Source organism: Tropicibacter sp. Alg240-R139 (genome assembly GCF_900537075.1).
Lineage (GTDB): Bacteria > Pseudomonadota > Alphaproteobacteria > Rhodobacterales > Rhodobacteraceae > Falsiruegeria.
In genome coordinates, this window is sequence record NZ_UNRA01000004.1 from 343,152 (window position 1) to 362,399 (window position 19,248).

At 59.4% G+C, this 19,248-nt stretch carries 21 protein-coding genes; 18 read left to right on the forward strand and 3 right to left on the reverse strand.

The features are described 5' to 3' along the window. The first annotated feature begins 118 nt into the window (after positions 1–118). From G6R15_RS17380 to cysE, 18 genes are all read left to right on the forward strand, one after another. The gene (locus G6R15_RS17380) at positions 119–463 is read left to right on the forward strand and encodes a hypothetical protein (protein WP_164661239.1); all 345 of its coding nucleotides are present in this window, start codon (positions 119–121) and stop codon (positions 461–463) included. Next, complete coding sequence (locus G6R15_RS17385) at positions 372–1,742, forward strand: DNA-packaging protein (RefSeq protein WP_164661240.1); 1,371 nt, start codon at positions 372–374, stop codon at positions 1,740–1,742. The genes G6R15_RS17380 and G6R15_RS17385 overlap by 92 nt, the downstream gene beginning before the upstream one ends. 123 nt (positions 1,743–1,865) lie before the next feature. Continuing rightward, complete coding sequence (locus G6R15_RS17390) at positions 1,866–3,050, forward strand: phage portal protein (RefSeq protein ID WP_164661241.1); 1,185 nt, start codon at positions 1,866–1,868, stop codon at positions 3,048–3,050. Next, the gene (locus tag G6R15_RS17395; RefSeq protein WP_164661242.1) at positions 3,043–3,270 is read left to right on the forward strand and encodes a hypothetical protein; all 228 of its coding nucleotides are present in this window, start codon (positions 3,043–3,045) and stop codon (positions 3,268–3,270) included. Before G6R15_RS17390 ends, G6R15_RS17395 begins: the two co-directional genes overlap by 8 nt. A 28-nt stretch (positions 3,271–3,298) precedes the next feature. Next, positions 3,299–3,856 carry an HK97 family phage prohead protease gene (locus tag G6R15_RS17400; RefSeq protein ID WP_164661243.1) on the forward strand — a complete coding sequence of 186 codons (558 nt, stop codon included), beginning with the start codon at positions 3,299–3,301 and terminating at the stop codon, positions 3,854–3,856. Positions 3,857–3,892: 36 nt separating this feature from the next. Beyond that, complete coding sequence (locus G6R15_RS17405) at positions 3,893–5,071, forward strand: phage major capsid protein (RefSeq protein ID WP_164661244.1); 1,179 nt, start codon at positions 3,893–3,895, stop codon at positions 5,069–5,071. A gap of 171 nt (positions 5,072–5,242) precedes the next feature. Next, entirely contained in the window at positions 5,243–5,842 is a 600-nt protein-coding gene (locus tag G6R15_RS17410) for a head-tail connector protein (protein WP_164661245.1), read from the forward strand. Then, positions 5,839–6,177, forward strand: a complete 339-nt coding sequence (locus tag G6R15_RS17415; protein WP_164661246.1) for a phage head closure protein — start codon at positions 5,839–5,841, stop codon at positions 6,175–6,177. The genes G6R15_RS17410 and G6R15_RS17415 overlap by 4 nt, the downstream gene beginning before the upstream one ends. Then, positions 6,174–6,587, forward strand: coding sequence for a DUF3168 domain-containing protein (locus G6R15_RS17420; protein WP_164661247.1), 414 nt, complete (start codon positions 6,174–6,176; stop codon positions 6,585–6,587). The genes G6R15_RS17415 and G6R15_RS17420 overlap by 4 nt, the downstream gene beginning before the upstream one ends. Positions 6,588–6,611: 24 nt before the next feature. Next, a complete protein-coding gene (locus tag G6R15_RS17425; RefSeq protein WP_164661248.1) occupies positions 6,612–7,025 on the forward strand; it encodes a phage major tail protein, TP901-1 family in 414 nt (137 codons plus the stop codon). Positions 7,026–7,029: 4 nt separating this feature from the next. Then, positions 7,030–7,350: a gene transfer agent family protein gene (locus tag G6R15_RS17430; protein WP_164661249.1), complete on the forward strand. Its 321-nt coding sequence runs from the start codon at positions 7,030–7,032 to the stop codon at positions 7,348–7,350. After that, complete coding sequence (locus tag G6R15_RS17435) at positions 7,347–7,568, forward strand: rcc01693 family protein (RefSeq protein ID WP_164661250.1); 222 nt, start codon at positions 7,347–7,349, stop codon at positions 7,566–7,568. The genes G6R15_RS17430 and G6R15_RS17435 overlap by 4 nt, the downstream gene beginning before the upstream one ends. After that, on the forward strand, positions 7,555–8,217 hold the full coding sequence (locus G6R15_RS17440) for a phage tail tape measure protein (protein WP_164661251.1): 663 nt from the start codon (positions 7,555–7,557) through the stop codon (positions 8,215–8,217). The genes G6R15_RS17435 and G6R15_RS17440 overlap by 14 nt, the downstream gene beginning before the upstream one ends. Positions 8,218–8,232: 15 nt before the next feature. Continuing rightward, complete coding sequence (locus G6R15_RS17445) at positions 8,233–8,865, forward strand: DUF2460 domain-containing protein (protein WP_164661252.1); 633 nt, start codon at positions 8,233–8,235, stop codon at positions 8,863–8,865. A gap of 8 nt (positions 8,866–8,873) precedes the next feature. Next, complete coding sequence (locus G6R15_RS17450; protein WP_164661253.1) at positions 8,874–9,752, forward strand: DUF2163 domain-containing protein; 879 nt, start codon at positions 8,874–8,876, stop codon at positions 9,750–9,752. After that, positions 9,749–10,192, forward strand: coding sequence for an NlpC/P60 family protein (locus G6R15_RS17455; RefSeq protein WP_164661254.1), 444 nt, complete (start codon positions 9,749–9,751; stop codon positions 10,190–10,192). Before G6R15_RS17450 ends, G6R15_RS17455 begins: the two co-directional genes overlap by 4 nt. After that, on the forward strand, positions 10,192–14,124 hold the full coding sequence (locus tag G6R15_RS17460; protein ID WP_164661255.1) for a glycoside hydrolase TIM-barrel-like domain-containing protein: 3,933 nt from the start codon (positions 10,192–10,194) through the stop codon (positions 14,122–14,124). Before G6R15_RS17455 ends, G6R15_RS17460 begins: the two co-directional genes overlap by 1 nt. 182 nt (positions 14,125–14,306) lie before the next feature. Beyond that, positions 14,307–15,119, forward strand: a complete 813-nt coding sequence (gene cysE, locus G6R15_RS17465; protein ID WP_164661256.1) for a serine O-acetyltransferase — start codon at positions 14,307–14,309, stop codon at positions 15,117–15,119. Between the two features lie 66 nt (positions 15,120–15,185). Here cysE and G6R15_RS17470 read toward each other — a convergent pair whose 3' ends face one another. The 3 genes from G6R15_RS17470 to pdhA form a co-directional block, all read right to left on the reverse strand. Then, positions 15,186–16,493: a pyruvate dehydrogenase complex dihydrolipoamide acetyltransferase gene (locus G6R15_RS17470; protein WP_164661257.1), complete on the reverse strand. Its 1,308-nt coding sequence runs from the start codon at positions 16,491–16,493 to the stop codon at positions 15,186–15,188. A gap of 266 nt (positions 16,494–16,759) precedes the next feature. Further along, entirely contained in the window at positions 16,760–18,136 is a 1,377-nt protein-coding gene (locus tag G6R15_RS17475) for a pyruvate dehydrogenase complex E1 component subunit beta (RefSeq protein ID WP_164661258.1), read from the reverse strand. Between the two features lie 14 nt (positions 18,137–18,150). Next, positions 18,151–19,140 carry a pyruvate dehydrogenase (acetyl-transferring) E1 component subunit alpha gene (pdhA, locus tag G6R15_RS17480; protein WP_164661259.1) on the reverse strand — a complete coding sequence of 330 codons (990 nt, stop codon included), beginning with the start codon at positions 19,138–19,140 and terminating at the stop codon, positions 18,151–18,153. Between the last annotated feature and the right edge of the window lie 108 nt (positions 19,141–19,248).

Genomic DNA, 19,248 nt, shown 5'->3' on the forward strand with positions numbered 1-19,248 from the left:
TCGGCTATAGGTTGTGTCATGCTAGAAGAAGTGGGCAAACGGCCCCGGAGATGATCCGGAGGCCGTTTTTTCGTTTCTCTCGTGCGGAGATCACTCACGCATGAGGTCAAAAGCACACATGACTTTGATTACCCCGGAGGAGCGGATTTCGCAGACGGCTGAACTTTTGCAGTCCCTGGAGAATTCCATTCGCGATTTGCGGCAAGCGGCGGAAGACCTGCGCAAGCAGATCGAGACCGGGGAGGATGCAAATCTTGCTGGAACCAGCAAGCAGTTGGGATCGGTCGAGGGGCTGATCCGAAACTGTCAGAAAGTGGAGACGAGTTTTGTCGAACAACACAACAGACAGGCCGGAATTGCCCAAGGAGGCTATGCGCTCGACCTTGACCGAGCTCGGTTTGAGATCGGGTGCAGGTTGGCTCGCCTCCGCACCTGCTGCGACACGCGAGACATTTCTGAGTGAGATCGGGGAGGGAGGGCTATGTGCCCTCCCTTTCCTATTTGAGTTCTGGGCGCTGCCACATCAGCTGCCGCCTGAGGGGGATTGGCGGTCCTGGGTGATCATGGGCGGGCGAGGTGCCGGCAAGACGCGCGCCGGGGCCGAATGGGTGCGTTCGATCACTGAGGGGAGCAAACCGCTGGACGAAGGGCGGTGCAAACGCATCGCTCTGATTGGCGAGACGTTTGATCAGCTGCGAGACGTGATGATTTTTGGCGACAGTGGCATTTTGCAGTGTTCGCCGCCGGATCGGCGTCCGGTGTGGAAAGCGTCAGAGCGCAAGTTAACCTGGCCCAATGGGGCCGAGGCGCAGGCGTTTTCGGCGCATGACCCCGAGGGGCTGCGCGGGCCGCAGTTTGACGGGGCTTGGGTCGATGAGTTGGCGAAGTGGAAAAAGGCAGGTGAGACTTGGGACATGCTGCAGTTTGCGCTGCGGTTGGGGGACCGGCCGCAGGTGTGCGTGACGACCACGCCGCGCAATGTTGGCGTTTTGAAACAGTTGCTTGAGTCGCCGTCGACGGTGACGACCCGCGCGCCGACCGAAGCCAACCGGGCCAATCTGGCAGCGTCTTTTCTGGAAGAAGTGCGGGCGCGCTATGCGGGGACGCGGTTGGGGCGGCAAGAGCTGGATGGGGTTTTGTTGCAGGACGCTGAGGGGGCCTTGTGGTCATCGGAACAGTTGGAACGGGCGCGCAAATCAGAGCCTCCTGCGTTGGATCGGGTTGTGGTGGCGATTGACCCGTCTGTGACGTCCGGCGCGCGGGCGGATGAATGCGGGATCGTTGTCGCGGGTGTGCAGATGAAAGGCCCACCGCAGGACTGGCGCGGATATGTGCTGGCAGATCGCACGGTGCGCGGCAAGGGGCCGTCTGGCTGGGCTGCTGCAGCGATCGCGGCGATGGATGAGTTCGGAGCCGAGCGGCTGGTGGCCGAGGTGAATCAGGGCGGACAGTTGGTTGAGGAGGTTGTGCGCCAGATCGATCCTTTGGTGCCGTACAAGGGGGTCCATGCCTCGCGGGGCAAGGTCGCACGGGCGGAACCTGTGGCGGCTTTGTATGAGCAGGACAAGGTGCGCCATGTAGGGGATCTGTCCGAATTGGAGGAACAGATGTGCCAGATGACAGCGCATGGGTTCGAGGGGCAGGGATCGCCCGACCGCGTGGATGCGTTGGTATGGGCCATGCATGAGCTGATGATTGCCCCTGCGTCGCAGTTCCGACGTCCGCGTGTGCGGGTGCTGTGACCCAGGTGTTGCGGCAGTAGCGTTCGCACTGTTTCCAAGCCTTCAACAATCTTTAGCGATAACTCTCATCAACAGGCCGAGCAGCGCGTCCGGCGCAGCGGTGAGCAGATAGGAGCATCAGATATGGTTTTCGATTTCTTGCGACGTGGTGCCGGGAATGGGGCCGGGGGCAAAGCGCCCGAAAGCAAGGCAAGCGCAGCAGGTCCGATTGTAGCCTGGCAGACCGGCGGCCGTGTGGCGTGGAGCCCGCGGGACACGGCATCGCTGACGCGGACAGGGTTTGCTGGCAATCCGGTGGGGTTCCGGTCCGTCAAGCTGATCGCCGAGGCAGCGGCGGCGTTGCCGCTGGTGTTGCAGGATCGTGAACAACGCTTTGAGGTGCATCCGCTGCTGTCGCTGATCAAGCGGCCAAACGGCGCGCAAGGTCGGGCCGAATTGATGGAGGCGCTGTTTGGTCAGCTGCTGTTGTCGGGCAACGCCTATGTCGAGGCAGTGCAGGCCGAGGATGGTCTGCCGTTGGAGCTGCATGTACTGCGTTCGGACCGGATGTCGGTGGTGCCGGGTACGGACGGTTGGCCGGTGGCGTTTGATTATACGGTGGGGGCCAAGAAGCATCGGTTTGATGCGCAGGCGATCTGCCATATCAAGTCGTTCCATCCGCAGGATGATCATTACGGCTTTGCACCGATGCAGGCGGCGGCGATGGCGGTGGATGTGCACAATAGTGCCTCGCGCTGGTCCAAGTCGCTGTTGGATAACGCGGCGCGCCCTTCTGGTGCTCTGGTTTGGAATGGTGGCGACGGTCAGGGGGTTATGGCCGAGGATCAGTTCCGCCGTTTGAGTGACGAGATCGAAGCCAATTATCAGGGTGCACGCAATGCGGGGCGTCCGATGGTGTTGGAGGGCGGATTGGATTGGAAGCCGATGGGCTTTTCGCCCTCGGATATGGAGTTTCAAAAGACCAAGGAAGCCGCCGCCCGCGAGATCGCTTTGGCCTTTGGGGTGCCGCCTATGTTGCTGGGCATCCAGGGCGACGCGACCTATTCGAACTATCAGGAGGCCAACCGGGCGTTTTACCGCCTGACGGTTCTGCCCCTGGTGACGCGGGTGGCGGCAGCGCTGGTAGAGTGGCTGTCGGGGTTCAATGGCGAGGAACTGACGTTGAAGCCGGACCTTGATCAGGTGCCTGCCTTGGCCTCGGAGCGGGATGCGCAGTGGTCGCGGGTGACCGGTGCGGGTTTCCTGACGGATGCCGAAAAACGTGCCCTGTTGGGGTTGCCAGCGGTGAGTGGTGACTCGGATGGTTGATGGCAATGGGCATCCGACGTTCGAATGTGCGCCGGGTTTGAAACTGGCCGCGCATGAACGAGTGGTGACCATTCAACTGGAGCACATCAACCGCCGACTCGAGCAGCTAGAAGAGGTAATAGAACGGCTGGAAAAACGTCTGTGGCTGACGGTGTACGGCGTGGTCGCGGTAATTCTGGCTCAAGCATTCCAATCGGTTCTGACGGCCGCCGCAAATTGAAACATCAGTGAGTTACGAGGAGTATCTTATGGAAATTGATACTGGACTTGAACACAAATTCGCGCGTTTCGGTGACGGTTTGACCGTATCCGATGACGCCGTGATCGAAGGCTATGCGAGCCTGTTTGGGGAGACCGATCAGGGCGGCGATAGTGTGCGAAAAGGGGCCTATAGGGGCTCCCTCAAAACTTTGAGTTCTTCGGGTCAGCGGGTCAAGATGCTGTGGCAGCACGACCCGGCGCAACCCATCGGGGTCTGGGACGAGGTGCGCGAGGACGACAGGGGTCTTTGGGTCAAGGGGCGGTTGTTGGAGACCACCCAGAAAGGGCGCGAAGCAGCGGCTTTGATTCAGGCTGGTGCCATTGACGGGCTGTCGATTGGCTATCGCACCAAACGGGCGACGAAGAATGACAAGGGCCAGCGGCTCTTGACCGAACTGGAGCTGTGGGAGGTGTCACTGGTGACGTTCCCGATGCTTCCCAGTGCGCGAGTTGCGGCAAAGGGGACGATCCCCGAAGTCGAGGACACCTGGCGCAGTATTGTCGAGGTGTTTGACAACGCCCGGCGTGAAATGGCGCGCAGGTAACGGCGCGGCAAACACACCCAAGAAAAGGACGTGCTGATGAGCAAGACCGATATCGCGGCCTTGGCCGGAGAGGGTGCGCCCCTGGTTCAGGATGTGAAGCAGGCAGTGACCGGCTTTGTGAGTGAATTCAAGGGCTTTCAAGACGAAGTGCAATTCAAACTGAAACAGACAGAAGAGCGACTGACCATGCTGGATCGTAAATCTCAATTCGCGGCACGTCCGCATCTGGCCGCCTCGATCGACGAGGGTGCGCCGCATCAAAAGGCGTTCAACGCCTATGTGCGTTCAGGTGACGACGACGCCTTGCGTGGCTTGAACATGGAAGGCAAATCGTTGTCAACGTCCGTAAACAGCGATGGCGGCTACCTGGTCGATCCACAGACTGCGGACACCGTCAAGTCGGTTCTGAAATCGACGGCATCAATCCGGTCGATTGCCAATGTGGTGAACGTCGAGTCGAACTCGTTCGACGTGCTGATTGACCACACCGACGTCAGTGCCGGTTGGGCTGATGAAACCTCGGCCACTGCAGAAACCGGCACGCCGTCCATCGACCGTATCTCGATCCCGCTGCACGAACTGTCGGCTCTGCCCAAGGCGTCGCAGCGTCTGTTGGATGACAGTGCGTTCGATATCGAAGGGTGGTTGGCGGGCCGTATTGCGGACAAGTTTGCCCGTGCCGAGGCGGATGCGTTCGTCAACGGTGACGGCGCAGACAAGCCGCGCGGCTTTCTAAATCACACGGCAGTTGAAAACGACAGCTGGAGCTGGGGCAACATCGGCTATGTCGCGTCTGGCGTGGCCGGTGGTGTCGACGCGGACGACATTGTCGACCTGGTCTATGCCCTGGGTGCGCAGTACCGCGCCAACGGCGCCTTTGTGATGAATTCGAAGACTGCCGGCCTGATCCGCAAGCTGAAGGATGCCGATGGCCGCTTCCTGTGGTCCGATGGTCTGGCCGCGGCTGAGCCTGCACGCTTGATGGGCTACCCGGTGGTCATTGCCGAGGACATGCCGGATGCGGGCACTGACAGTTATTCCGTCGCTTTTGGCGACTTTGCTGCCGGGTACACCGTGGCCGAGCGTCCTGATCTGCGCGTTTTGCGTGATCCGTTCAGCGCCAAGCCCCACGTCCTGTTTTATGCCACCAAGCGTGTAGGCGGTGACGTGAGCGACTTTGCTGCGATCAAGCTGCTGAAATTCGGCACCGCGTAAGCGGTGTTGATGCTGGGGCCGGTTCGCCGGTTCCGGGGCGGGCATGCGTCGGGAATGGGTCCTTGCGTTGTCTAGCTGCTCCCCTCCGTCCGAGCAACGTGAGGCGGCGTATGCCCGCAGTTATCCGAAGGATTTGGCCCGTTTGCGGCCCCGAGCTTGCGGAGAGAAGCGATGATGTTGATCGAAGAAACCACGATCCCGGTGACGGCGCTGCCGGTGGAACAATTCAAGGCGCATATGCGGTTGGGCAGCGGCTTTGCCGATGACACGGTTCAGGATGGCACGCTGCGCGGGTTTCTGGTGGCCGCGATTGCGGCGATTGAGGCCCGCATTGGTAAGGTTCTGATCACGCGGGAGTTTTCCTGGAGTGTAAACTCCTGGCGTGACCGTTCAGGTGAAGCGCTGCCAGTGTCGCCCGTGCGGGAGATCTCGACCCTGGTGTTGTCGAGCGCAGTTGGAGCAGAAACGGTTGTTGCTCCGGAAGATTACCGGTTGGAAAAAGATAGTCAGCGCCCGCGCTTGCGCCCGGATGGTGCCTTGCTGCCGGTGATTTTGACCGGAGGATCAGCAAAGATCACCTTCAACGCGGGTATGGCGGCGGACTGGGGTGGTTTGCCTGCGGATCTTGGGCATGCGGTGCTGTTGTTGGCAGCGCATTACTATGAATATCGCGACGAAACGGCGCTGAGCGACGGGTGCATGCCCTTTGGCGTGACCAGCCTGATCCAGCGGTATCGCACGGTTCGCTTTGGCCTGGGGGCGGCGCAATGAAGCGGCCACACCTGAACCGTCGATTGACGTTGGAGCGCCCTGCGCGCGCTGCAGATGGCGCCGGGGGGTTCACTGAAACCTGGACCACAGTCGGGCAGCTATGGGCCGAGGTGGCAGCCCGAACAGGGGCCGAGCGCCGCGTGGGCGGTGCCGCCCGCTCGCAGATGAGGTTCAAGATTGTGGTTCGGAACGCGCCTATGGGGGCGGCCAGCCGTCCTTCACCGGACCAGCGCTTTCGTGAAGGCGATCGGGTGTTTGTGATCCGGGCCGTGGCCGAGCGCGATCCGGCCGGAATGTACCTGACATGTTTTGCAGATGAAGAGGTGGCGGTATGAGCTATGGAGCGGCGGCGGCGTTGCAAAGCGCTGTGTATCAGGTTTTGCAGGCTGATAGCCAAGTAGATAGTTTGATCGGCGATGCGATCTATGACGCGTTGCCTACGGGCACCTTGCCGCAAACCTACGTGCTGCTGGGGCCTGAGGACGTGCGCGATGCATCTGATCAGACCGGGCAGGGCGCACGGCATCGTTTCACCGTCACGGTGATGTCTGAGGTGTCGGGTTTTGCGGCGGCCAAGGAATTGGCCGTGGCCATTGGTGACGCGCTGCGAGCAACCTCGCTAACCCTGACACGGGGGCGTGTCGTGGGCCTGTGGTTTGATCGGGCCACGGCCAAGAAAACCGGTTCGACCGGGCAATTCCGTCAGATCGACCTGAGGTTCCACGCCCGCGTGGAAGACAACTAATCAACCTATCATTGGAGAGACGATATGGGTGCTCAAAACGGTAAAGACTTGCTGATCAAGGTGGACATGAACGGCGCTGGCCAGTTCGAAACAGTTGCTGGTCTGCGGGCCACGCGGGTCAGTTTCAACGCCGAGAGCGTGGATGTGACAAGCCTGGAGAGTCAGGGAGGTTGGCGTGAATTGCTGTCGGGCGCCGGTGTGAAATCGGCTTCGATCTCGGGCTCGGGTGTGTTCAAAGACGAAAGCACCGATGAACGTACACGTCAGCTGTTTTTTGACGGTATGACTCCGGCGTTCCAAGTGATCATCCCGGACTTTGGCACCGTCGAGGGGCCGTTCCAGGTGACCGCAATCGAATACGCGGGCTCGCACAATGGCGAAGCAACCTATGAACTGAGCCTGGCAAGTGCCGGCGCGCTGAACTTTACGGCGCTGTAATCCGATGGCCAATCCGTGGACGGGAGAGGTGGCTTTGACCATCGATGGAGAGCGGCGGGTGCTCAAGTTGACGTTGGGTGCATTGGCCGAGTTGGAAGGCAGCCTGGAGTGCGGTTCGTTAATCGAGCTGGTGCAACGGTTTGAAGAGGCAGAGTTTTCCAGCCGTGATGTGCTGGCTCTGGTCTTAGCCGGATTGCGGGGCGGCGGCGCGAATGTCGCAAAGGCCGACTTGCTGCAGGCCGAGATTGAGGGCGGACCGCTGGCGGCGGCGCGTGCAGCGGGAACCCTGCTGGCGCGAGCCTTTGTTCTACCGGAACAGGCATGAACAGGTTCGACTGGCCCGCCCTTATGCAGGCGGGGTTGTACGGGCTGAAACTGACGCCAGAGCAATTCTGGCGTCTGACACCTGCCGAATTGAGGTTGATGCTGGGACAGGGCGGTGCCTTGGCCCCGCTGAATCGGGCCGGCCTGGATGCGCTGCTTGCGGCATATCCGGACCAGTACCTAGGCCAGAAAGATGGAGAATGTGATGGCGGAGAGTGAGAGCTTAATCGAGCTGGAAGAAGCCAGCGAGAATGCATCCCAGGCGGTGCGTGGAACCAACCTGAGCTTGGCTGAGTTGGGTCGCGCGTCTGAAACGACCGACAAAGCTTTGGCGCATCTGGTCAAGGATATGTCGGGTCTGGAGCGCGGTATGCGCTCGGGCCTGAAAGGCGCGTTCGAGGATCTGGTGTTCGAGGGCGGCAAGCTTTCGGATGTGCTGAAAGATGCGGCTAACTCTGTTGTACGCTCGACCTACAACGCTGCGGTGAACCCGGCCATCGACGGTATCGCGGGGTCGCTGTCCAGCGACATAGGCGATTTTGTCGGCGGCCTGTTTGGATTTGCCAATGGCGGCAGCTTTTCCCAAGGCCGTGTCATGCCATTTGCCAATGGTGGCGTCGTCAATGGCCCAGTGACCTTTCCCATGCGTGGCGGCACCGGGTTGATGGGCGAAGCAGGTCCTGAGGCGATCATGCCGTTGACACGCGGTGCCGACGGCAAGCTTGGCGTGCGCAGCGCGGGCGGTGGACGCCCTGTGAGCGTGGTCATGAATATTTCGACACCGGACGCGCAGAGCTTTCAGCGCTCGCAGGGGCAAATCGCGGCGCAGATGGCGCGCGCGTTGAACCGCGGCAACCGCAATCGTTAAGACGGGGAGAGAGACATGAATTTTCACGAGGTGAGATTTCCCGCCAACTTGAGTTTTGGTTCGGTTGGTGGACCAGTGCGTCGGACCGAAGTCGTGACTCTGGCGAATGGGTTCGAGGAGCGAAACACTCCATGGGCGCATTCACGCCGTCGTTACGACGCGGGGCTGGGGATGCGGTCGCTGGACGACATTGAGACACTGATTGCGTTCTACGAGGCGCGCCAGGGGCAGATGTTCGGGTTCCGCTGGAAAGATTGGTCGGATTTCAAAACTTCGAAAGCGACGGAGGAGGTGTCTTTTGACGACCAGGTGATCGCAACGGGAGACGGCCATACCACACGCTTTCAACTGAGCAAGACTTATCGGTCGGGCGAATATACTTATCAGCGACCGATCACCAAGCCGGTTCTGGGTTCCGTTCGAATTGGTATCGAACAGGACGAGTTGAAAGAGACAGTGGACTACACGTTGGACTTGACCACGGGTGAGGTTGTTTTTGTCCATCCCCCGACAGAGCAGTTGCAGATTGTGGCGGGGTTCGAATTTGATGTGCCAGTGCGCTTTGACACCGACGGGATCCAGACGAGTGTCGCGAGTTTTCAAGCAGGCGATGTACCGAATGTGCCCGTCGTCGAAGTGAGAGTGTGAGCAGGCCAATGGATGAACGTTTCAAATCACATTTGCGCACCGGCATGACCACTTTGGCGCGGTGCTGGGCCATTCGCAGATCGGATGGCCGGGAATACGGTTTCACCGATCATGACCGGTCGTTGAGTTTTGATGGGTTGGAGTTCAAGGCTGACACAGGGCTGACGGCTTTGGCGGTTGAACAGAGCACGGGGCTGTCTGTTGACAACACTGAAGCCTTGGGCGCGATCAGCGACTTGTCGGTCCGGGCTGAGGACATCGAAGCGGGCCGCTTTGATGGGGCCGAGGTGACAGCGTGGCTGGTCAACTGGGCGGACACGGACATGCGCTGGATGCAGTTTCGCGGTACGATTGGCGAACTGCGGCGGACGGGTAATGCATTTCAGGCGGAACTGCGTGGCCTGACTGAAGCCCTGAACCAGCCGACCGGGCGCATTTTTCAGAAGCCCTGCACTGCGGTTCTAGGCGATGGCGCTTGCCGCTTTGACACAAACGAGCCGGGTTATGCCGTCGAGCTTGAGGTTGAGGCCTTTGAAGACGGGTTGGTCCTGCGGTGGAAAGAACTGCCTGGGTTCGAACCCGGTTGGTTCGAGCGTGGACGGCTGAATGTTTTGTCGGGTTCTGCCAATGGCCTGTGGGGGTTGATCAAACGCGATCTCAATGACGGGGACATGCGTGCCATCCATTTGTGGGAACCTATGCGTGGCGGCTTACAGGTGGGCGATACCGTAAAACTGTTGGCCGGGTGCGACAAGCGATTAGAGACTTGTCGTTTGAAGTTCAATAACGTGCTGAACTTTCAGGGTTTCCCCGACATCCCATCCGAGGATTGGGTGTTGGCTGTACCCAAGCAGACCGGCCAAAACACTGGGGGGAGCCTCCGGTGACACCTGAACAAAGCAAGATTGTGTCGGTCACCAGATCGTGGATTGGCACACCGTATGTGCATCAAGCCTCGACCAAGGGGGCGGGCAGCGATTGCCTTGGGCTGGTGCGAGGTGTCTGGCGGGAACTGTTCGGGCAAGAGCCCGAGCTGGTTCCAGCCTATTCGATGGATTGGTCCGAGCCTCAGGGCGAAGAGCAGTTGTGGGCGGCGGCGTGCAGGCATTTGACCGAAGTTCGTTCAGATGGGATCGAGTCTGGTGATGTTTTGCTTTTTCGCATGCGTCAAGGATCGGTTGCCAAGCACGTGGGTATCGTCACTGAGGCCGAAAGTGCCCGGTTTGTGCATGCCTATTCTGGCCACGGCGTTGTCGAAAGCCGTTTGAGCCTACCCTGGGCCAAACGGCTGGTCACGCGTTTCAAATTTCCACAGGAGGGTAACTGATGGCGACCATTCTTCTTTCTGCGGCAGGTGCTGCACTTGGCGGTTCTGTTGGCGGCACGGTTGCAGGCATTGCCAGCGGCATTGTTGGGCGCGCCGTGGGTGCAACTGTTGGCCGGGTTATAGATCAGCGATTGTTGGGCAGTGGCGGCGAGGCCGTCGAGACGGGCCGAGTTGATCGGTTCCGCCTGACCCAAACAGGCGAGGGGGCGTCAGTCGCGCGCGTCTTTGGGCGCGTGCGAACCGGAGGGCAAGTGATTTGGGCCTCGGATTTTAAGGAGAGCTCGACCACGTCCGGTGGCGGGGGCAAAGGCTCGCGTCCGCAGCCAAAGACCACCTCATTTAGTTACAGTGTTTCGCTTGCCGTCGCCGTCTGTGAAGGTGAGATCGCGTCGATTGGCCGGGTCTGGGCAGATGGTGAAGAGGTGGCCATCGAAGACCTGAACATGCGCGTCTATCCGGGGTCGGTTGATCAGTTTCCCGACCCAGTGATCGAGGCCATTGAGGGCGAGGGAGAAGTTCCGGCGTATCGTGGAACGGCCTATGTTGTTTTGGAAGACCTGTCGCTGGAGCAATTTGGCAACCGTGTGCCACAGTTTTCGTTCGAAGTGGTCCGTCAAGAGCAGCGCGATGATCCGAAGTTTTCAGACGGCGTCGCTCAGGCCATCAAGGGCGTCGCGATTATACCGGGCACGGGTGAATATGCATTGGCGACCTCGCAAGTGAACTATTCGGATGGGCCAGGCAGCACCTGGGCCGCTAATGTGAACTCGCCATCGGGCAAGAGCGATTTTGTGACGTCGATGGATGCTTTGTCAGACGAGCTGTCGCAATGTCAGGCGACCTCTCTTGTGGTGTCCTGGTTTGGGGGCGATCTGCGGTGCGGGCTTTGTGATCTTGAGCCAAAGGTGGGCAAGAAGACCATCGAAGGGTCCAATATGCCCTGGACTGTTGCTGGTCTTGTGCGTGACGATGCCAAGGAAATCACCCGTGTTGAAGATCGCCCAATCTATGGCGCGACCCCTGCTGATGCCTCGGTGGTTGAGGCGATCCGGCACCTCAATGAAGGTGGAAAACGGGTGATGTTCTACCCCTTCATTCTTATGGATCAATTGGCCAACAACGGATTGCCAGATCCGTGGAGCACGGCGGATAACCAGGCAAAATTGCCATGGCGCGGGCGGATCACCCTTAGCAAGGCTCCGGGGCAGGACGACAGCCCCGATAAAACCGCAGATGCAGACGCGCAAGTTGCGACCTTTGTGGGCACAGCCACGGCGTCTGAGTTTACTGTGGACGACGGTGTGGTGACCTATTCTGGCCCGGACGAATGGACCTTTAGTCGCTTCATTTTGCATTATGCGGCGCTTTGTGCGGCAGCTGGTGGTGTGGCTTCGTTCTGTATCGGTTCTGAGCTGCGTGGACTGACTCAGATCCGCGGCGCGAGTGGTTTTCCGATGGTTGCCGCGCTCAAGGAGCTGGCGGCGCAGGCTCGCGTTCTGCTGGGGGCAGAGACCAAGATAGGCTATGCAGCGGATTGGTCGGAGTATTTCGGGTACAAACCCGTGTCCGAGCCGGACAGCCGGTATTTCCATCTTGATCCACTTTGGGCCGATGACAACATCGATTTTATTGGTATCGATAACTACATGCCGCTGTCAGATTGGCGCGATGATGAGGATCACCGCGACGCGGAAGCAGGCTGGAAAAGCATCTATGACGAAGCCTATCTGCGCGCCAATATTGAAGGCGGTGAGGGGTTCGATTGGTACTATCACTCGCCTGAGGCGCGCGCGGCTCAGATCCGCACCACGATTGAGGACCAGGCGCATCAAGAGCATTGGATCTGGCGCTACAAGGACTTGCGTGGTTGGTGGTCGAACCCGCACCACGAGCGGGTGGATGGCGTGCGCCAGGCGGATTCCACTGATTGGGTTCCGCAGTCGAAACCGATCTGGTTCACCGAACTGGGCTGTGGGGCGGTCGATAAAGGGACCAACCAGCCTAACAAGTTCCTTGATCCAAAGTCGTCGGAATCAAGTTTGCCCTATTTCTCGAATGGGTTCCGGGATGATCTGATCCAGCATCAATATCTGAAAGCGATGTTGGGTTATTGGTTGGAATCGGAAAACAACCCGGCATCGAGCGAGTATGACGGAACCATGATCGACATGAGAAATGCCTTTGTGTGGTCTTGGGATGCGCGGCCTTATCCGGCGTTTCCCAACAACTCCAAACTTTGGAGCGATGGTGAGAACTACTCTCGCGGGCATTGGCTCAATGGGCGCAGCGGTAGCCGGACATTATCCTCGGTCGTGTCCGAAATTTGCCGACGCTCTGGATTAGTCGCCTTTGATGTCAGCGAGCTTCATGGTGTTGTTCAGGGCTATAGCATGGATGCAGTGGGGGACGCGCGTTCGGCGTTGCAGCCGCTTATGCTTAAGTACGGGTTTGATGCGATTGACCGGGATGGCAAGCTGCATTTCGTATTGCGTGGCTCGCGCAAGCCGGTCAAAATCACGGACGCTGACTTCGCCGTTTCCGGAGATCTGTCGGCATCGGTCGAACACGGTCGGGATGCGGATGCGGAAATGAGCGGCCGCGTGCGTCTGCGTTTTGTGCAGGCAGGTGCCGATCATGATGTGGTCTCGGAAGAAGCGGTCCTGGCGGACGATGCAACTCATGCGGTGTCAACCAGCGAGTTTTCCTTGACTATGTCACGCGCAGACGGGCGCCAGACGGTTGAACGCTGGCTGGCCGAGGCGCGTGTATCGCGCGATAAGGTACGTTTTGCCCTGCCGCTGTCCAAGCTGCACTTGGGCGCGGGCGACGTGGTCGAGTTGAACGGAGCGCAAGTTGCAGAGCCGGGGCTCTACCGGATCGACCGGGTCGAACAGGCAGAAAGCCAGATATTCGACGCCGTTCGCACCGAGCCCAAGCTGTATGAGCCGTCCGAAATGGCCGACGATCAACCAAGCTTGCGAGAGTTTGTGCCACCACTGCCGGTGTTGCCATACTTTTTGGATTTACCTCTGCTAAGTGGTGACGAGGAACCTCACGCGCCCCATATAGCGGTCACGGCTGATCCATGGCCAGGCACGGCTGCGGTCTATTCTTCAGCCAGTGATGCGGACTATGTTTTGGACGAGATCATTGCGGCGCGTGCTGTCATCGGAACGACTGAGACGGTTCTGCGCAAAGCTGCGCCGGGGCTTTGGGACCGTGGCGACGGGCTACAGATCAAACTCATTTCAGGCGATTTGGAAAGCAAGTCGACTGAGGCGGTTTTGGGCGGTGGGAACCTTTGTGCCATCGGCGATGGCACCAGTGGGAATTGGGAGTTGTTCCAGTTCCAGACCGCCGAATTGGTCGGATCTAAAACCTATGTTCTGAAGGGACGGTTGCGAGGGCAGTCGGGCACCGATGCCCTGATGCCGGACGTCTGGCCCGAAGGGTCAGTGGTTGTCCTGCTTGACGATCGGGTAGACCAGATCCCGTTGAAAAGCGCACAACGTCGTATCGCACGACATTATCGCATTGGTCCCGCGCGGCGTGGATATGATGATCCGTCCTATCTGCACCGGGTCGAGGCCTTTGACGGCAACGGTTTACGTCCCTACTCGCCGACACATCTGCGGGCTGTCCAAGTGGACTCGGGTGATATTGAGTTCAGCTGGATTCGCCGAACCCGGATCGAGGGGGATGACTGGACCGGATTAGATGTTCCACTGGGCGAGGAAAGCGAAAGCTATCTGGTGCGTGTGATGAACGGCGACACAGTGGTGCGTGAAATCACAGTTGGTTCCGCGGACTGGACTTATACCTCAGCGCAGCAGATCTCGGACGGGGGAATAAATCTGCTAAGTCTCGAGGTGGCACAAATCTCGTCGCGCTTTGGGACGGGTCCAGGAACGCGCATTGACCTGTCTGGGTAGGGTGTCCACAAATCGTATGAGCCGGAGCGGGCGCTGAATTCGAACGGCGTTCACTCTGGTATATGTGAGAATCCTTTTCAAACCGTGATCAACACGGTCAATATATTTCATGGTCGATCCCTTTGCGGGGGGGGCATTGTGCGTTACATAGAGTGTCTCGCATAACGCTAGGACATTGAGCCATGGTAGAAACACGCGCAAAGATTTCGACGGTTGATCCGGTTTGGGATCAAATTACCACCGAAGCCCATGATGCAGTTCGTTCCGAGCCCCTGATGGGCGGGCTGGTTCACGCTTGTATCCTGCACCACAAATCGCTGGAGAAGGCGCTGTCCTATCGTATCGCGGCCAAGCTGGCATCCAATGAGATGTCGATGGTTGTGCTGCGCGAAATTGCTGACTCTGCTTATCAGGAGAACCCCGATCTGCTGGAAGCGGCGCGGGCCGATCTGGTTGCGGTCTATGAACGCGATCCAGCTTGCTACCGGCTGCTGCAACCGATCCTGTACTTCAAAGGGTATCAGGCGATGCAAGGCTATCGCGTGGCACACTGGCTTTGGACCCAAGGCAAACGGGATCTGGCCTATTTTTTCCAGATGCGAATTTCCGAAATTTTTGGCATCGACATTCACCCCGGTGCCCGGATCGGTCGCGGCATCATGATCGACCATGCCCATTCCATCGTAATTGGCGAAACGGCTGTGGTGGGCGACAACGTCTCAATGCTGCATTCGGTGACACTTGGCGGCACCGGCAAGGAAGAAGAGGACCGCCACCCCAAAATCGAAGATGGGGTGTTGATCGGTGCTGGTGCCAAGGTGCTGGGCAACATTCGCGTGGGCCATTGCAGCCGCATTGCGGCAGGCTCGGTGGTGCTGTCCGAAGTGCCCCCTTGCAAGACCGTGGCCGGCATTCCGGCGAAAATCGTGGGCGAGGCGGGCTGTGAACAACCAGCCGTCAGCATGGATCACATGCTCGGCCCAAACGCCAACTGAGAGATTGATAGTAAAAGGGGCGGCCTGAGATATCAGGCCGCCCCTTTTTTGTGATCTGGTGCTGGATCAGGCCAGCATCATCATTGGGTTTTCCAGGTTCTCGACGATTGCTTTCAGCAGATTTGCGCCAAGTGCACCATCGATGACACGGTGATCAACCGACATGGTGACTGACATGACGGTGGCCACAGTCAGCTCGCCATCCGCGCCCACAACCGGTTTTTTGACGCCGGAACCGACGGCCAGGATGCCTGCGTGGGGCGGGTTCACGATGGCGTCAAAATTGTCGATGCCGAACATGCCCAAGTTCGAGATGGCAAAGGTGCCGCCCTGGTATTCATGCGGTGCCAGTTTGCGCTCGCGGGCGCGGCCAGCCAGGTCTTTCATCTCCGTCGAGAGCGCCGAGAGCGATTTGGTGTCGGCGTCCTGCAGGACCGGCGTGAACAGACCGCCTTCGATCGCGACGGCGACGGCCACGTCCGAAGGTTTAAGCTGCAGTACCCGGTCACCGGCCCAGACTGCGTTGCATTCCGGCACCTGCTGCAAAGCGTTGGCAACGGCCTTGATGATGAAGTCGTTGACGCTGAGTTTCACGCCACGCCCTTCGAGCTGTTTGTTGAGCTGGCTGCGGAACTTGAGCAGCGCGTCCAGTTGGATGTCACGACGCAGGTAGAAATGCGGGATGGTCTGTTTGGCCTCAGACAGGCGCGCCGCGATGGTTTTGCGCATGCCGTCGAGTTTGATTTCTTCGTACTCGCGACCTTCGTACATGCGGGCCACCATATCGGCCGACGGGCCGGTCGCGGGTGCCACGGCAGGTGCTGCTGCAGGAGAAACGGCTGCTGGGACCGGGGTCGGAGCAGTCGCTGTGGCGCCTTCGACGTCGGCCTTTACGATACGGCCATGCGGGCCGGAACCGCTGAGCTGTGCCAGATCGAGGCCCTTTTGCGCAGCGATGCGGCGGGCCAGAGGTGAGGCGAATATACGGCCGCCGTCAGCTTTGGCCGGAGCAGCTGGTGCAGGGCTGGCGGCAGGGGCGGGCGCCTCGGAGCCCCCTGCGGGGGCCGCCTCGTTGCCCGCGGCGGCTGCAGGCGCAGCCGCTGGCGTTGCGCCGATATCGTCCGCGCTTTCGCCCTCTTCGAGCAGGACGGCGATCAGGGTGTTCACCTTGACGCCTTCGGTGCCTTCAGCGATCAGGATCTTGCCGATGGTGCCTTCGTCGACGGCTTCGAATTCCATCGTGGCTTTGTCGGTTTCGATCTCGGCCAGAAGATCGCCGGAGGAAACGGTATCACCCTCTTTGACGAGCCATTTTGCGAGCGTGCCTTCCTCCATCGTGGGGGAGAGGGCAGGCATCAGGATTTCGGTGGGCATGTCAGCGCTCCTCAATCAATGTGATTTGGTCAAATGGGGGCCGGGGAGCCCCCTTGCCGCGTGCCAATCTGGCAATTGCGGCTTCGATTTTAACTTTGTTCTCGGCCATCCAGACGTAAGCGATCTGATGGGAAGGCCTGGAACCGAAGAGTCGGAGGTCAGCGGCAAGTCGTTCTGGAACCAGAGCTGTCACTTCGCGCCCATCCACATCATGTGTGACGCGATAGCTTTCGGTTCCTGGATCACGGCCGCGGACCTCCATTCGCTCAGCGGTAGGTTACTTGTTTGACTGCGGCGATCACCTCGTCCGTAGTCACCAGTGCCAGCTTTTCGAGGTTGGCTGCGTAGGGCATCGGGACATCCTTGCCAGTAAGGTTGATAACGGGCGCGTCCAGGTAATCGAACGCCTCCTGCATCACCACCGAAGAGATGTAGCTGCCAACAGACCCTTGGGGCCAGCCTTCTTCGACCGTCACCAGGCGGTTGGTTTTCATCACCGAATTGATGATGCTGCCCGTGTCCATCGGGCGCAGGGTGCGCAGGTCGATGACCTCGGCCGAGATCCCTTCTTCGGCCAGCTTATCAGCTGCTTCCAATGCATACTGCATGCCGATGCCGAAGGAGACGATGGTGACGTCTGTGCCTTCGCGCCAGATGCGGGCCTTGCCGAAGGGGACGGTGAAATCATCCATCGAGGGCACGTCGAATGAACGGCCGTAGAGGATCTCGTTTTCCAGGAAGATCACCGGGTTGTCATCGCGGATGGCGGTTTTCATCAGGCCTTTGGCGTCAGAGGCCGAATAGGGCATGACCACTTTCAAGCCAGGGATCTGCATGTACCAGGCAGCGTAGTCCTGACTGTGCTGCGCACCCACGCGGGCGGCGGCGCCGTTGGGACCACGAAACACCATGGGAGCACCCATCTGACCACCAGACATGTAAAGCGTCTTGGCAGCCGAGTTCAGGATGTGATCGATCGCCTGCATGGCGAAGTTGAAGGTCATGAATTCCACGATCGGGCGCAGACCTGCCATGGCGGAACCCGTGGCGATGCCGGCAAAGCCGTGCTCGGTGATCGGCGTGTCGATGACGCGCTTGGATCCGAACTCGTCCAGCATACCCTGCGAGACCTTGTAGGCGCCCTGATATTCGGCGACTTCTTCGCCCATCAGATAGACGTCCTCGTCGCGGCGCATTTCTTCGGCCATGGCGTCACGCAGCGCTTCGCGCACGGTCTGCTGTTTCATCTCGGTGCCTTCGGGCCATTCTGGCGTCAGATCGACTTGCGGCGCTGCGGGAGCAGCGGCCGCGGCAGGGGCGGGCGCCTCAACCGCGACAGGCGCGGCATCGTTGCCCGCTGCGGCTGCCGTCGGCGCGCTGACGATGGCGTCGGCGCTTTCGCCTTCTTCCAGCAGCACTGCGATCGGGGTGTTCACCTTGACCCCTTCGGTGCCCTCGGCAATCAGGATCTTACCGATGGTGCCTTCGTCCACTGCTTCGAACTCCATCGTGGCCTTATCGGTTTCGATCTCGGCCATGATATCGCCCGAGGATACAGTATCGCCCTCTTTGACGAGCCATTTGGCCAGCGTGCCTTCCTCCATGGTCGGCGACAGGGCGGGCATGAGAATTTCGGTTGCCATGTCTATCTTTCCCCTCAGGCGTAAATGTCGGTCCAGAGCTCTTCAACAGCAGGCTCGGGGCTTTCCTTGGCGAAATCGGCGGCCGCGTTCACCACGTCCTTGATTTCCTTGTCGATGGCCTTGAGGTCATCTTCGCTGGCGTGTTTGCCGGTCAACAGCATTGAACGGACCTGTTCAATCGGATCGCGCTCTTCGCGCATCTTCTGCACCTCTTCGCGGGTCCGGTATTTTGCCGGGTCCGACATCGAGTGGCCACGATAGCGATAGGTCTTAATTTCCAGAATGTAGGGGCCTTTGCCCGCCCGGCAGTGGGCTACGGCCTTCTCGCTGGCTTCTTTGACCGCCAATACGTTCATGCCATCCACAGCTTCACCGGGGATGCCAAAAGCTTCGCCTCGGGTGTAAATGTCAGGTGTCGAGGTCGAGCGTGATTGTGCAGTGCCCATGGCATACTGATTGTTCTCGATCACAAAGATCACCGGCAGATCCCAGATCGCGGCCATGTTAAAGGCCTCGTACACCTGGCCCTGGTTGGCTGCGCCATCCCCGAAATAGGTGAAGGTCACACGACCGTTGCCCTTGTATTTGTCGGCAAATGCCAGACCTGCGCCCAAAGGCACCTGCGCGCCCACGATGCCGTGGCCACCATAGAAATGCTTCTCTTTCGAGAACATGTGCATCGAGCCGCCCTTACCCTTGGACAGACCACCCTCGCGGCCCGTCAGTTCGGCCATAACGCCGCCTGGGTCCATGCCACAGGCCAGCATGTGGCCGTGATCGCGATAAGATGTGATGCGTTTGTCGCCTTCTTCGGCTGCAGCCTCAAGGCCGACAACAACGGCTTCTTGTCCAATGTAAAGGTGACAGAAACCACCGATCAAACCCATGCCATAAAGCTGACCGGCCTTTTCTTCGAATCGACGGATCAACAACATTTCACGGTAATAGGTAAGTAGCTCTTCGGCAGAAACGTTTGGTTTCTTTGTGCTTTTTCGCGCGGCCATCGTGGCGATCTCCCCCTTCCGGCAAGATAGTTTAGCGTTAAACTATCTAATAGAGCATTTCCCGCAGCATGGCGAGTGAAATTGTGACGCCGGGGAAGGTTGCGCCAC